At 38.2% G+C, this 15112-nt stretch carries 16 protein-coding genes and 1 pseudogene; 8 read left to right on the plus strand and 9 right to left on the minus strand.

From position 1 onward, the window contains the following. Positions 1-5 precede the first annotated feature (5 nt). The 9 genes from ACHFIZ_RS17170 to ACHFIZ_RS17210 form a co-directional block, all read right to left on the minus strand. Positions 6-482 (minus strand): RrF2 family transcriptional regulator, encoded by a 477-nt coding sequence (locus ACHFIZ_RS17170; RefSeq protein WP_410888090.1) that lies wholly within the window; start codon positions 480-482, stop codon positions 6-8. 15 nt (positions 483-497) lie between these two features. Continuing rightward, complete coding sequence (locus ACHFIZ_RS17175; RefSeq protein WP_410888092.1) at positions 498-1049, minus strand: BrxA/BrxB family bacilliredoxin; 552 nt, start codon at positions 1047-1049, stop codon at positions 498-500. A 39-nt stretch (positions 1050-1088) separates the two neighbouring features. Further along, positions 1089-1409, minus strand: coding sequence for an iron-sulfur cluster assembly protein (locus tag ACHFIZ_RS17180; RefSeq protein WP_410888094.1), 321 nt, complete (start codon positions 1407-1409; stop codon positions 1089-1091). A 45-nt stretch (positions 1410-1454) separates the two neighbouring features. Further along, positions 1455-2579, minus strand: coding sequence for a P-loop NTPase (locus ACHFIZ_RS17185; protein ID WP_410888096.1), 1125 nt, complete (start codon positions 2577-2579; stop codon positions 1455-1457). 8 nt (positions 2580-2587) lie between these two features. Further along, positions 2588-3964, minus strand: coding sequence for a Fe-S cluster assembly protein SufD (gene sufD, locus ACHFIZ_RS17190; RefSeq protein ID WP_410888098.1), 1377 nt, complete (start codon positions 3962-3964; stop codon positions 2588-2590). Between the two features lie 70 nt (positions 3965-4034). Next, entirely contained in the window at positions 4035-4793 is a 759-nt protein-coding gene (gene sufC / locus ACHFIZ_RS17195) for a Fe-S cluster assembly ATPase SufC (RefSeq protein ID WP_410888100.1), read from the minus strand. A gap of 19 nt (positions 4794-4812) precedes the next feature. Next, complete coding sequence (gene sufB / locus ACHFIZ_RS17200) at positions 4813-6264, minus strand: Fe-S cluster assembly protein SufB (RefSeq protein ID WP_410888102.1); 1452 nt, start codon at positions 6262-6264, stop codon at positions 4813-4815. 668 nt (positions 6265-6932) lie between these two features. Further along, the gene (locus tag ACHFIZ_RS17205) at positions 6933-7793 is read right to left on the minus strand and encodes an oxidoreductase (protein WP_410888104.1); all 861 of its coding nucleotides are present in this window, start codon (positions 7791-7793) and stop codon (positions 6933-6935) included. 99 nt (positions 7794-7892) lie between these two features. Continuing rightward, on the minus strand, positions 7893-9275 hold the full coding sequence (locus ACHFIZ_RS17210; protein WP_410888105.1) for an NAD-dependent succinate-semialdehyde dehydrogenase: 1383 nt from the start codon (positions 9273-9275) through the stop codon (positions 7893-7895). 471 nt (positions 9276-9746) lie between these two features. On the opposite strand from ACHFIZ_RS17210, the gene ACHFIZ_RS17215 reads away from it, so the two are divergent. From ACHFIZ_RS17215 to tnpA, 8 genes and pseudogenes are all read left to right on the plus strand, one after another. After that, positions 9747-10094, plus strand: a complete 348-nt coding sequence (locus ACHFIZ_RS17215; protein ID WP_410888106.1) for a nuclear transport factor 2 family protein — start codon at positions 9747-9749, stop codon at positions 10092-10094. A gap of 60 nt (positions 10095-10154) precedes the next feature. Next, positions 10155-10565, plus strand: coding sequence for a hypothetical protein (locus ACHFIZ_RS17220; protein WP_410888108.1), 411 nt, complete (start codon positions 10155-10157; stop codon positions 10563-10565). 106 nt (positions 10566-10671) lie between these two features. Further along, on the plus strand, positions 10672-10758 hold the full coding sequence (locus ACHFIZ_RS17225) for a hypothetical protein (protein WP_410888118.1): 87 nt from the start codon (positions 10672-10674) through the stop codon (positions 10756-10758). A 333-nt stretch (positions 10759-11091) separates the two neighbouring features. Then, a complete protein-coding gene (locus ACHFIZ_RS17230; protein ID WP_410888110.1) occupies positions 11092-11544 on the plus strand; it encodes a DUF1579 family protein in 453 nt (150 codons plus the stop codon). 526 nt (positions 11545-12070) lie between these two features. Continuing rightward, positions 12071-13819 carry an alpha-L-arabinofuranosidase gene (locus tag ACHFIZ_RS17235; protein WP_410888112.1) on the plus strand — a complete coding sequence of 583 codons (1749 nt, stop codon included), beginning with the start codon at positions 12071-12073 and terminating at the stop codon, positions 13817-13819. Positions 13820-13930: 111 nt separating this feature from the next. Further along, positions 13931-14071 (plus strand): annotated as a pseudogene (locus ACHFIZ_RS17240) (transposase); the annotation flags it as partial. 145 nt (positions 14072-14216) lie between these two features. Continuing rightward, the gene (locus ACHFIZ_RS17245; protein ID WP_410888114.1) at positions 14217-14693 is read left to right on the plus strand and encodes a hypothetical protein; all 477 of its coding nucleotides are present in this window, start codon (positions 14217-14219) and stop codon (positions 14691-14693) included. A 147-nt stretch (positions 14694-14840) separates the two neighbouring features. After that, entirely contained in the window at positions 14841-14939 is a 99-nt protein-coding gene (tnpA, locus tag ACHFIZ_RS17250) for an IS66 family insertion sequence element accessory protein TnpA (protein ID WP_410888120.1), read from the plus strand. Positions 14940-15112: the final 173 nt, after the last annotated feature.

Consider the following 15112-nt stretch of genomic DNA (forward strand, 5'->3'; position numbering starts at 1 on the left):
AAAATTTAATTTAAAACTCCAGTAGCATTTCCGTCAATAATATTCTGCAAAACACTGGAGACCTCTTTTTCGTTTTTCACCATATCTGCCATAGTTACTTCATCCAGCAACTTATCAAGTGTTATCTGCATTACTGACCAGAGCGATCGGATAGAGCAATCCACTGAATTGGTGCATAGCGCAAGTATTCCCGAATGACTTTCACAGAATTTTTTATCGAAAAAACTTCCCCCTAAAGCTTTCAACGTATGGTTTATTGTTATATCAGCAGCAGGCTTTGACAATACATATCCGCCCATATGCCCTCTAGTACTGTTAATCAATCCCTTGATGCGAAGTACCCGGGTTAATTTAGCGACATAGTTTGCAGATAACCCTTCTGCTTCACTTAGCTGACGAATACTTAATCCTTTCTCATCCTTGCAGCGGGTTATCCTTACCATTATTCTTAATCCATACTCAACCTGAGCTGTTATTTTCATGATTGTAGTTTTTATTTATTCTTGTTTCTTAAAAGAATCAGTGTAGCAACCGTATTTACCTTGTGTAACCTTTTCAAAATCTTTCGCAGAAATCGATGGCCCCGTATTATTGCTCTCTTTGTTAAAAAGAGTTATTAGTTCACTGGCAATGTTTTCCGCTGTATGTACTTCAATGTCAGATCGTTGAAAAATAGCCAGTGGTTCGCCATTTTTAAAAAGGGCAATGTGGGGTGAGGAAGTCTGATGATTTGGAAGATATTTACTCCTGTATCGGTCAATCGCATCTTTTTCCATTCCACCAAATAGTGTGTAAAGCTCATTAGGGATGATAATATTTTGTAAGGCCATCATTACTCCTGGTCGTCCACTACCTGCCGAACAACCGCATACGGAATTTATTACCACAAGCACCGTTTTGTCATCATTTCTGCTTAATGCCTTATCTACATCTTCCGGTGTTAATAATTCTTTGCAACCTACAGATTTTAGTTCATCTCGCATGGGCTGAACAGTAACAGCATCATAGCTTGGGTACTGAGTTGTATTTGTTAAATTTGATATTTCCATTTTTTTTTATTTAGTTATGGGGTTATTAATTAAATTAATCTACATCATTCCGGTTTCAAGTCTACCCACTTCACTCATCATATCTTTTGACCAGGCTGGCTCCCAAACTACTTCTACTTTAGAACTGCTCACTCCCTCAATATTCCTAATCTTCTCTTCCACTTCCGGAGGAAGTGTTCCAGCTACAGGGCAGCCAGGTGAGGTTAGTGTCATTTTAGTATGCACATTGGCTTCCTCATTAATGTTGATTTCATATACCAACCCTAAATCATAGATATTGGTAGGTATTTCCGGGTCAAAACAGGTTTGCAGAACATCTATGATCTTTATTTCTAATGTTATTTTATCTGTTGCTTCCATAAGTATATTTTTTATTGTCTGTAATTATTTTTATTAATGTTTCATTTATCTGTATGGACTCTTAATGGCTTCCAAATCAATTTTTTCTTTCGATGAGGCCGCACTCAAATTTTTTACGCATTCAATTACATTTTGGGCTAAGTCTTTAAATATTTTGCCTTCTATCGTATTTTCATTTAATGCTGCCGGTGCTCCAACATCTCCCGCCTCCCGTATTCTTGTTATTAAAGGGATCTGACTTAATAGTGGAACATTCATTTCTTTGGCCAATTTTTTTGCACCATCTTGTCCAAAAATATAATCTTTTTTATCAGGATTACTTTCCGGGATATAGTATGCCATATTTTCAACCAATCCAAGCACCGGGACATTAATCATAGGCATTTTGAACATATCAATGCCTTTTCTCGCATCAGCTAAAGCAACTTCTTGTGGAGTACTCACTACAATAGCTCCTGTAAGCGGGATTTTATCTACCAGCGTTAAATGAATATCTCCTGTCCCTGGTGGAAGATCCACAAGCAGATAATCTAACTTACCCCAATCTGCATCCTGAAATAATTGAATGAGAGCTTTGGATACCATCGGTCCACGCCAGGGAACCGCCTGCGATGCTTCAGCAAAAAAACCTATAGATAAAATTTCCACTCCATGAGATACAATTGGTTCCATAATATTTCGGCCAGATGTACTAGTAATTATTGGCTTTCTATTCACCAGACCAAACATGAGTGGCATCGATGGTCCATAAATATCTGCATCTAACAAGCCTACTTTTGCGCCTGAAAGACTTAACGCCACTGCAAGATTAGCTGCAACAGTAGATTTTCCTACACCACCTTTTCCTGAGGCAACAGCAATAATGTGTTTGACACCCGGTAATAGTGAGCGGAGTTCAGGACTTCTATTCTTAAAACCCGGGAGGGCTTGTATATCTATATTTACCTGAATATGCTCACCTAACAATTGTCTAATAATATTAATACAACTATTTTTCATTTGCATTTTACTATGCATGGTCGGGCTGCTTATTTTAACATTAAAGCTAATTTTCTCGCCTTCAATATGAATATCGCTAACTAATCCCAATTCAACAATACTTCTCTTGAGGTCTGGCTCAATAACGGAAGTCAGTATTTTTAGAATATTCTCTTTAGTTATTTCGGCCATGTTATTTATCAGTTTAATAGTTCATTATTTGTTTCAGGCAATTGCTTAAACTTATCAACAATCATCTGTTGTACTTTTTCCCTTACAGGATCAATTTTAATTAGTTCGGTTATCTCCGTTAAAAAAGCCTGTTTTAAAACGGATATGGCTTCTTTTTTAGAAAGTCCTCTGGAGCGCATATAATATAATGCCTCTTGATTCAGTTGCCCGATAGTGGCACCGTGACTGCATTTAACATCATCTGCAAAAATTTCCAACTGGGGTTTGCTATTCATCGAGGCATTTTTTGATAATACAAGGCTATGGTTTTTCTGAAATGCGTTTGTCTTTTGAGCATCCGGTCGTACCATAATCTTACCATTAAATACTCCCTTAGCATTATCCGTAAGAATTCCTTTATACAACTCGTTGCTGTTACAATTCGGATATGCGTGATCTATAAAGGTTTGATTATCTATATGCTGTTTATCCATGCCGACATAAATGCCATAAAAATTGGTAGTGGTGCCGCTATCCTTTAAAATGGAGCTTAGATTGTTCCTTACTAATTTTCCACCCAAGTCAACTACATAAGAGCTGTAGGTACTATCCCGCATTTGCTCCACTTTTGTGTTATTGATAAAAAAGGCATTCTCTCCTTCATCTTGAATTCTATAATGTTCAACTACCGCATTTCTTTTTAGAACCAACTGGCTAACAGTATTTGTGAAATAGGTTTGTTGGGGATAATTTATATAATGATAAGTTTCAATAATTGTGAGCTTACTATTTTCTCCAACAACAATTATTTTTTGTGGGCTGATAACTGAAGCTTCGTCTTTTGTAAAAGCGATATTTAGTATATGAACAGGTCGATCCACAACAAGTCCGTCAGGTACATAAATAAAAATTCCATTTTGAGCAAAAGCGGTATTTAATACAATAAAGGGATCCTTTTCTTTGCTTGCCCATTTATTTAAGTATTCAGAAACTGTTGCTTTTGTCAGCCCATCTTCTTGCAATCCAGCGGAAATATCCTGCACCATTATTTTGTTCGATAGTCCGTCCTTTGATGAAAGTACTTTATTGTATTTACCATTCACAAAAACCAGCAGATATGCATCCAGCCCTTCAAAAAGAAAAGGGCTTATGTCCGCTATTGTTATATCAACAAGTTTGGGCTGTTGGTATTGTACTTGAAGCAGCTCTGCAACATTGGTATATTTCCAATTCTCATTTCTCCTGGTTGGAAAATCCACGTCAGCGCTTAATCGCTGTATCGCTGTTTTTTTTATAGTATGCCCTACATAATCTTTCTGTCCGTTTAACGTATTTTCAAATAGACGAAACAGTTCAATAAACTTTTCTCTGCTGTCTTTTTTATCCGGTGTAATTTGGTTTGTCATACTTATATATTTTACTTTCTAAGATGTGGCTCGTTCTTCTGTTTCATCATCTCATTTTCAAATCATCAAATTAACTTGTTGTTTCTACTTCTTCTTTGATCCAATCGTATCCTTTTTCTTCCAGCTTCAAGGCTAAATTTTTGTCACCAGATTTAACGATTCTTCCATTGTATAGCACATGAACAAAATCGGGGATAATGTAATCGAGTAATCGTTGGTAGTGCGTAATTACTATGAAAGCGTTTTCTTTTGTTCGCAGCTGGTTCACGCCATTGGCAACTATTTTCAGGGCGTCAATATCAAGTCCCGAATCAGTTTCATCTAACACTGCAAGCCTTGGTTCCAGTACAGCCATTTGTAAAATCTCATTGCGTTTCTTTTCTCCGCCTGAAAATCCCTGGTTTAGAGATCGGCTCAAAAAATTATCTTCCATCTCAACCATTTTTGCCATTTTCCTGATAAAAATTAACATTTCCTTTGCGTTCAGTTCTTTCTTATCCTGATGTTTTCGGACAGCATTAATGGTATGTTTAAGAAAGTTCGCGGTACTTACACCCGGTATTTCTATCGGATATTGAAAGGCTTGAAACACACCTTCCCTGGCACGTTCATCAACAGACAATTCAAGCAGGTCTTTACCCATATAACTAATGCTACCCTCTGTAACCTCATAGCCTTCACGGCCAGCTAAAACGTGTGCCAGCGTGCTTTTACCGCTTCCATTTGGCCCCATTATGGCATGCACTTCGCCAGCATTTACTTGAAGGTTAATACCATTCAATATTTTTTTACCTTCAATTTCAGCGTGTAAATTTTTTATTGTTAACATTTTTTTTATTTAATTATATTTATCCTACACTACCCTCTAAACTTACCTCAAGCAATTTTTGCGCTTCCACCGCAAACTCCATGGGCAATTCCTTAAATACATCCTTGCAATAACCATTAACGATAAGATTAATCGCATCTTCCATTTTTAATCCTCTTTGCATACAGTAATAAAGTTGGTCTTCCCCCACCTTAGAAGTTGTGGCTTCGTGCTCAATCTGAGCGGTATCGTTATCTATTTCGAGATAGGGGAAGGTATTTGCACTACATTTGTCCCCCATTAACAAGGAATCACATTGTGAAAAGTTCTTGGCATTTTCGGCATTTTTCCCAACTTTTACCAAACCTCTGTAAGAGTTATTGCTTCTGCCGGCAGAGATACCTTTGGAAATAATAGTACTGCTGGTGTTTTTACCAATATGCCACATCTTGGTTCCTGTATCAGCTTGTTGTAAATTATTAGTAACTGCAACAGAATAAAACTCACCAATTGAATTATCACCTTTTAAAATACAACTTGGGTACTTCCAGGTAATGGCAGACCCTGCTTCAACCTGTGTCCAACTAATTTTCGATCTTGCCCCCGCACATAATCCTCTTTTAGTAACGAAGTTATAAATGCCGCCTTTTCCGTCTTTATCACCAGGATACCAATTTTGAATGGTGGAATATTTGATTTGGGCATCATCAAGTGCTATAAGTTCTACCACTGCTGCATGCAATTGATTTTCATCTCTTACAGGGGCGGTGCATCCTTCTAGGTAACTAACATAGCTACCTGACTCGGCTACAATTAATGTTCTTTCAAACTGCCCAGACCCCTCGGCATTGATACGGAAATAAGTGGACAGCTCCATCGGGCAACGAACGCCTTTTGGAATGTAACAAAACGAACCGTCGGTAAACACGGCAGAATTAAGTGCGGCAAAAAAGTTATCAGTGGCAGGAACAACCATCCCTAAATATTTTTTTACCAATTCAGGATGTTCCCTTACCGCATCACCAAAAGAGCAAAAAATTATGCCCAATTCAGAAAGTGCCGCTTTGAAAGTGGTGATAACAGACACACTGTCAATAACAATATCAACGGCAACTCCTGTAAGTCGTTTTTGTTCTCCTACAGAAATACCAAGTTTCTCAAAAGTTTTCAATAGTTCAGGATCTGCTTCATCCAGGCTGTTGAGAATATTCTTCTTTTTTGGGGCGGCATAATAAATAATGTCCTGATAATTTATCGGGGGATATTTTACATTCGACCATTTAGGTTCCGTCATTGTCTCCCAAAGCCTGAAGGCTTTTAAACGCCAGTCAAGTAACCATTGAGGTTCATCCTTTTTAGAAGATATTAGTCGAACAATATCTTCATTTAACCCTTTTGGAATGAGCTCAGTATCAATGTTACTGGTAAAGCCATATTTATAATCACTCTTGGTATAATTTTCAAGAGTTGCTGTGGATGCTTCTTTGCTCATATTCTTTATGAATTTTATGGTAGTTAATTTAACCTTCTGGTACAAATATACTAATAAGTATAAATTAATCTATACAAAAAAGTATATATTATATTTAGGTCGGCTGACAGGCGGGTTATATGTCGTATTCAATTTGAAAGGACCGTAGCTATTCTGCGTTCAGCCCAGCGTATTCTGAAAACTCCAAAAATTGTCACAAGCAGATGGAACATTGAAATATTTTTTAAGCTGATCAAGCAGAATTTACAGATCAAGATTTTTGTAGGCACACATCCCAATTCGTGTAAATCACAATTATTAGTGAGGTTGATCGTCTATTTTCTTTTAGAACTGGTCCGAAGGGCGGTCAGCAAGGTCAGACATCGGTTTGGATACTTTGCAACCTTGATCTTCACTTGTTTAATACATTATATAGGCGTGTTAATGAAATACGTAATAAAAAAGGCGAGAGAATCAAAATTCCCTCACCAAACCGTGCAGAAAATGAGGTTCGTTTAAAATACTTTTAAGAAGTATTAGTAGCATTTTTTAATAAATAACATCTGTTAATCAATGATTTAGTAAATGAATTGTTAGAATTTTAAAAATATATGGACAGGTATGAAAACAAGTAGAGCAGCCGACAGATGTATTGGTCAAAATACATCCTTAATTGTATCAATAGCAATTTAAGTGGAGGGAGGTGCAAGGTTTACTGATTTAGGAGCATCTGCCCAAAGGGTGGTTTCTTCCCAGGTATCAAAATCCTTTTTCAACTGATCTAATTTTATACGTGCACCTTTTAGCGCTGCTGCACCTAATAACAATCTGAGTGGTGAATTTTCTGCTTCTACAGCCTTTACAATTGCCTGCGCAGCCCTTGCTGGATCACCGGGCTGGTTGCCACTGTACCCACGAATATCACTTTTATTTTTTCCTGCCGTTGTTGCATAATCTTCAATTTCGATGGGGCTGTTATTAGCCGAACGTCCTGCCCAGTCGGTACGAAAGCCACTTGGTGCCACGATGGTTACTTTAATACCCAATGGCGCTGTTTCTTTAGATAAGGATTCTGAAAGTCCATCTACAGCAAACTTGGTAGCATTGTAAAATCCAACTCCTGGAAAACCAACTAAGCCGCCTATAGAAGCAATGTTTACGATGTGCCCACTTTTTTGTGCCCTCATCACGGGCAATGTTTCCTGTATCATTTTAGCAAGACCAAAAACATTGACCTCGAACATATTTCTTACCGCATCATCTTCGCTTTCTTCGATGGCGCCAAAATACCCAATCCCTGCGTTGTTCACCAGGACATCTATTCGCCCGAATTTATCCTTTGTTTTTTGTACAGCTTCTTTTATTTGTTCCGGCTTTGTAAGATTCAACTTTATTGATATTGCATTGTCTTCATTACCAGCAATAATGTCTTTCACGTCTTCCGTATTACGTGCTGCTACGGCAACCTGGTATCCCTGTGCCAGCACGTATGTGGCCAGCTCACGCCCAAATCCTGTGGAGCAGCCTGTTATTAACCATACTTTTTTCATTGTTTCTTTTTTTGAATCGTAAAATTATTAACCCTATTTGGGGGCCATTAGTTTTTTATTGATTAAGCCGATGAAGATTCATTAGCGATTCGTCAACCCTTAAAAGGGGTCTGTGATTTCACTTATACGAATGAGTTTTTTGTTTACGAACTCGTCAATACCAAGTTCAGACAGTTCCCGGCCATAACCTGAACGTTTGGTGCCTCCAAATGGCAGATCCGCCTGAGTCCCGGTAGGGTGATTGATAAATACCATTCCTGTATCAATCTGGTCAGCCACCCGCTTGCCCCGATCAATGTTCTGGGTAAATACAGAACCACCTAAACCAAAAGCTGAATCATTGGCCAGATCAATAGCTGCCTGTTCGTCCTTCACCCGGTAAAAAGAGGCGACGGGGCCAAATAATTCTTCGTGATAGGCAGGGATACCAGGTTTGAGATCAGTCAGAATGGTCGCTTCCATAAAAGCTCCCGGCCGATCTATACGCTTACCGCCCAGCAAGACTTTTGCTCCTGCATCCACAGACCTTTTCACCTGATCAGCCAAATGTACTGCTGCTTCTTCGCTACTTAAAGGACCTAACTCTGTAGTCCTGTCCATCGGGTCTCCCACTTTAAGGTGTGACAGCTTATCCTTAAACTTTTTCAGGAACTCGTCGGCAACCGTTTCTATGGCAATAAGCCGTTTTGATGCAATACAGGATTGACCGGTATTATTCATCCTTCCTATTACTGCCCATTCTACCGCCTTATCAATATCGGCGTCTTCCAGAATGATGAAAACATCATTTCCGCCCAATTCCAAGACAGACTTCTTTAAATTTTTTCCAGCTTCGGATGCCAGACTTGCCCCAGCTGCCTCACTTCCGGTAAGGGAAACACCTTTTATCCTTTCATCAGACACCAACGCTGAAGCACGTTTTCCTGATATCAGAAGATTGGTATAAATCCCGGCAGGTACACTTGCTTCTTTAAACAAATCTTCAATTGCAATGGAACACTGGGGTACATTTGAGGCATGTTTAACCAGCACGGTATTCCCAATCATAATGTTTGGAGCGGCAAAGCGGGCCATTTGGTAAAATGGGAAATTCCAAGGTTGGACACCCAGAAGTACACCAATAGGACTATGACGGATATAAGCCTTTCCTAATTTAGGGCTGAGGGTTTTGTCGGCAAGAAATTTTTCTGCATTTGTAGCATAATAATCGAAGATATCTGCGCTCAAGGTTATTTCACTTTCCGCCTGAGAGATAAGTTTTCCCATCTCTAATGTGATCAGTTTGGCCAGTGAGTCCTTTTTCTCACGCATCAAGGCAGCTATTTTATGCAAAAAATCAGCCCGCTGTTTGTAGGTAATTTTTCTCCAAGTGTCAAATGCCTTTGCGGCCTGGGCTACTGCCGCATCAACTGCCTTGTCGGTCATTTCTTCGAAAGATCGGACGGTCTTGTTTGTGGTTGGATTAATTGTTTGAATAGGCATGATGTTAACTGTTAAAATAGTTAAGAATTAAATGCAATCAGTAAAATATTTAGGATTCTTTTCAAAACTTACAACATGCTAGTTTAATTTTTGTTTCAGCAGTGTCTGGTAAAAATAAACGGAGTAGCCTTATTATATGTAGACTACCTGCAATACCATAACTGGACGCTGGATGATATTTGTTTCTAACCCAGCAAAAGGATAATGTCGTTTACAAAATCCTGAAGTAGTTTGCTGTCTGGGATCACATCCAGGTTTGCCGCAAGGCTGGCAGACGGAAGAACAATCGGCTGTTTTACTACTATCAGCTATTATCGGGCTTGACCAAATTCTATTTATCTTTTATTTGTTAACTTTAACTGAAGCCGACTTTAAATCGGCTTCAGTTGCCGGGCTGACAGTTATAAAATGCCAGCCTCGAATGTTAGTCAGAATTGTAAAAGACGACCGTGCAATAAAAAAATTGACAAAATGACCAAGACAGAAATAGCAAAGGCATTCTCAGATGGAGAATTTGAAAAAACTTACAAGTTTATTTCGGACAACGCAGAATGGACTGTTATAGAAGAAAATAGATTTATAGGTAAGCAAGCAATTATTAAAAATTGTGAACAAGTTGGTAGTTATTTTAAATCCGTAACGACTAACTTTAAAACACTGAACATAATTTCAGACGGAAATAAAGTTGTAATTAACGGAACAGCGGAATTTTTGAGGAATAACAAACGTGTGTCTTTTGTTTTTGCTTGTGACGTCTATGAGTTTAACAATAACAATCAAATTCAAAACATTACATCTTACTGTATTCAGACTAAATGAAAAAAACACCAAAGACAATGAATTGAAGAAATTATAATGACAAGAACTGTTTCACAAAAAATGGGCATCAAAGAAAACTCAAAAGCATACTTTGTTAATCCTAATAATGAAGCTATTGAAAATATTCATTTGCCTACTCTCGACATTTCAACAAACCTTGAAGATGAGTTTGATTACATCCATCTATTTGTAAAAACTCAATCAGAGTTTATAGACCACTTTCCTAAACTTAAAACTTATTTAAAGTCCAATGGAATGCTTTGGGTTTCTTGGCCAAAAGGTGGAAAATTGGGAACTGATTTGAACCTTAAAATAGTGATAAAATTGGGATATGATTATGGACTAGTAGAAAGTACCTGCCTGATTATTGACAACATTTGGTCAGGCTTGAAATTTACGCATCCAAAAAAAGGAAAAGTTTATAATAACAGTTATGGAAAATTGAACGATGAAAAAACTGACGCCCCCTAAAACCTGGCCATTCTAAAGTAGAAAAATCGGACAATTATTAATAGCTTAACATCACATAATTGCGATGAAAACAAGCAAATTTATGTAGGCACACATCATATTTGCGATCAAACAATCTGAAACCGACCTCGCTGTTTCAGAGGTTTGTAGAAAAATGAGGGTTAGTGAAGACACTATCTACAAGCGGATCTAAGTTTAGATAAACATATGTTCCTATCCATGGAAGACGCTAAAGAGACGCCACAGTTCACTGAGTGGTCTGACTCCGAATGAGTTCATTGAAGCCTTAAATTAACGCTTGATTCTCTAGTTGTAACTGGCTAGTTTTTGGGGATTAGGTCACCAGGCTGATAATTATAAATTATAAGCCCTGCTGCAATCCTCGAACTTTATGTTTATTGTGGGAGACACTAAACGAACGCAATGTGAATCATGCTAATTATTTTTTAAGCCGTCTAATACTTGTTAAGATTTAACGCACGAACTTTGCTGAGTATTAATTGTACTGTATTTAAAAACTATAACCATGAAAAAGGAAAATCAGAAACTAAATATATTCGTGGGGGAATGGAAAGCTATAGGAAAATCTTATGCAGAAGGAAACTCTAACGGTAATTTGCAAGTTTCATTGGTAGATATGAGTTCAACTGAAACATTTGAATGGATTTTAGATGATTCTTTTCTTATTCATCATTGGAACGGGCACGTCGGGAACGCAGAATTTAATGGTATGGAAGTCCTTGGTTTCGACATTTTAAGTCAAACATATATCTCGAGTTTTTTTGATAATGCAGGCAATTCTCCTACATACAAAGTTACTTTTCAAAACAATGTTTGGACCTATATTGGAGAACTACAGCGGGCCACTTTTAAATTTAGTGATGATGGAAAATCTATGAAAACACATTGGGATTGGAAAAAAAATCCTGATGAAAATTGGTTGCCGTTGTGTGACCTGACAGTAACCAAAACTATATAATAGAAGCGTTTCTCAATAACAGATTTCGAAAATAATCATCTTTAAATCATTCATATTAGAGATCGACAACTTTGACAACTATAAATAACTCTGTAGTTGTTGAAGCCAAAAAAATAATTGACGTACGAAGAAAAACAATGCTATTAAAATGTTTGTCGCAAGGCTGGCAGACGGAAGAACAATCGGCTGTTTTACTACTATCAGCTATTATCGGGCTTGACCAAATTCTATTTATCTTTTATTTGTTAACTTTAACTGAAGCCGATTTCAAATCGGCTTCAGTTGCCGGGCTGACAGTTATAAAATACCAGCCTCGAATGTTAGTCAGAATTGTAAAAGACGACCGTGCAATAAAAAAATTGACAAAATGACCAAGACAGAAATAGCAAAGGCATTCTCAGATGGAGAATTTGAAAAAACTTACAAGTTTATTTCGGACAACACAGAATGTGTGGGCTTAAAAACAATGTGCTTAGTATTGTAAACTAGAATAGTCTCATTTTTTAAACCACTTTTACATTAGTATATGCAAAATCCTGCTTCAAAAAGCATCCTTATTTACACAGGTTGCTTACTAATTTTGTTTACATCTTTTTCGTGCAAAAAAGATAAAAAAATAGAAGAAATTCCAACGCCGCTTCCTCCGGTAGAGGAAGTAGTTACCGTAGTGCCAGTCAACGATCCAGGAATAGCCAAAACAATGGGCTTTTTCGTGGATGATTGGCAATCAAAAACGTTCACGGCTCCAGCTTTTGTAGATGGAACACTTCCTGCAAGTACCTCAAATACCATCACGGTGGATGCATCTTCCATTATTACCAAAATCCCGCAATCCACATTCGGGCAAAATGCCGTTTGGTGGATGGGGCGACCATCAGCCCAGGCTATCACCGATGTTAAGAATTTGCATCCGCATATTATTCGCTTCCCAGGAGGTAATTCTTCCAATAATTATTTTTGGAATGCCGAGCAAGATGTGCTTCCGGCCGATGTGCCAATGACCTATTTGGACGATAAAGGAGCAAGCCATCCAGCCGGTTATAATTACGGTAAAACCAACCACGATTGGGAATTTAATTTAGAAAAATACTATGCAACGCTTTTACAAACTGGAAATCAAGGAATTATATCTGTTAATTATAGCTATGCCCGCTACAGTACAGCCAATACTCCGCTAGCAAATGCAGCTCATTTGGCTGCAGAATGGGTTCGTTTCGATAATGGCCGCACAAAATACTGGGAAATTGGAAATGAGCATTACGGCAGTTGGCAAGTAGGTTACATGATTGATGTATCTCAAAATAAAGACGGACAGCCAGCAATCATTAATGGTGATCTGTACGGAAAACATGTGAAAGTTTTTATTGACTCAATGCAAAAAGCCGCTACCGAAATTGGTAAAAAGATTTACATCGGTGCCGTTGCTCATGAGACTCCCTCACCAGAGTCATGGCAAACCAATACTACCAAAACCTGGAATTCGGGCATGATGAAATCGGCCGCAGACAAACCCGATTTCTATGTAGTGCACAACTATTTCACCAACAGCGAAAACGTAAACGCAGCAACCATACTTACTTCTGCTACCACAGTTCCGGGAGCTATGATGACTTTTGTTACTCAGGAGTTGCAAACTAACGGTGCTACGGTTAAGCCAATTGCCTTCGATGAATGGAACATGTTTGCCTTAGGATCGAAACAGCAGGTGTCGAACGTGAGTGGGCTATTTGCGGTATTGGTACAAGGGGAAGCAATCAAAAATAAATACGGAATGACCGCTCGTTGGGATATGATAAATGGCTGGGATGGCGGTAACGATCATGGTCTTTTTAGTCCGGGGAATGAGCCCGGCATTGATAAATGGAGCCCACGACCATCATTTTATTACATGTATTATTTCCATAAATTATTAGGGGATCGTTTAGTGCCCAATTCGATAGTTGGAAATGCTACCCTGAAAACTTATAGCTCTACGTATACATCCGGACAAGCGAATGTGAACATCGTGAATACTGCTGAAACCGCTCAAACGGTGCTGGTTAAGTTTATAAATTTTATTCCGGGCGACCGTTTTTACTGGTATATCTTAGAAGGAGGTACCGATAATGGCGAATTTTCAAGAAAAGTACTTGTGAATGGCGTTGGCACCACGCTCGAAGCTGGGGGGCCGACAGATTATGCAGGTTTAAAAGCCAGATCGGCCGTGACTACCCAAGGTATAAAAGTAACTGTACCCGGACGTGGAGCTGTTTTTATAGTAGTTGATAAAAAATAATAATAGAGGATGTGCCAAATGATGCTCGGTGGGAAAAGGGTGTAAGTATAATTCTCCCCAATATTAGGTCGATAGTTTAAGGTTATAAAAGAGGCCGTAAATTTAGACAGGATGAAAAAAGTAAGCAGAAAGAAATTCAGCGCAGAATTCAAAGCGAAAGTATCCATAGAAGCGTTAAAAGAGCAGAAGACACTTGCAGAACTCGCAGTTCAGTATGATCTTCATCCTACGCAGATTTCCCTTTGGAAGAAGCAATTTGTTGATAACAGCTCGATTTTGTTTTCCTAGAAACCATCAATCAGGGCAGACCTGACATAGTAGATAAAACATGCTAAACGTATTAAAAAGGAAATATATAGTAATTGTCGCCCTAGTACTAATGATAAGCTCAAGTTGCATGGCACAGCGTATTGCTTTGTCAAAGTCTGCTACCCTAGAAATCCCAAATCAGATGACTAAAGCTTCTAAATCCAATATATCGAAGATCGCTTCTGAAAAATTTGGAAAAACAAAATTTTTAATAGGAACTATTAAACGTTACCCAGATAAAGTTTTTACTGTCGGCGAAATGGTAATTTTTGTGAATTCAGCCGAGATTACACAACAGAAAGGTATATTGAAGGTTCAAAAACTAGCTTCTGATGATACAAGCCAACACGATAAGACTTACTCATCTAAGATTGTAGCCATAGATGGGAAGGATGTACTAGTTGCCAATAGAATTGTTGAGGGTATAAATTTAATGACTTTTACAACTTTTAATCCTTCCGAAAACTTTTGTATAACAGGCTTCATACAATACCCTCAGAAAGACTATGCAAAGGCAAAAGCAGCATTAGAAAATCTAATTTCTGGTATAAAATATGCAAACTGATTTCGGACAATTCTCAGCCTTCAACTATACCATTATTGTTTCGTAAGCGTCCGACGGCCCCATATGGGGTCGTGTAAATGAATTTTTTAGATTTGGCTTAACAAAATCGAAAAAGCCATGAAAAGGGAATTATCGCACACGATAGAAATGTTTGCTCACATAGAGTCCTGGAAAAGCAGCAGATTAAGTCAGCCTGCTTTTTGTAAGCAATACCAGTTAAAGCCACCTACTTTTATTATTGGTTGAAGAGATACCGGTTAAAACAGGTGCCTGTAGAACAAAAAGGTTTTATTCCGTAAGCTTAACCCCGGTTAAGTAAGGTGAAACTCCAGTGATGGAAGTTCTGGGTATCAAATAAAGATTTTTGTCGGCACTATAGTTTCTATACTATCAACTTAGGAGAAAAACCTAAGGGCAAG

The sequence above is a fragment of the Pedobacter sp. JCM 36344 genome (assembly GCF_046546555.1).
Taxonomy (GTDB): Bacteria; Bacteroidota; Bacteroidia; order Sphingobacteriales; family Sphingobacteriaceae; genus Pedobacter.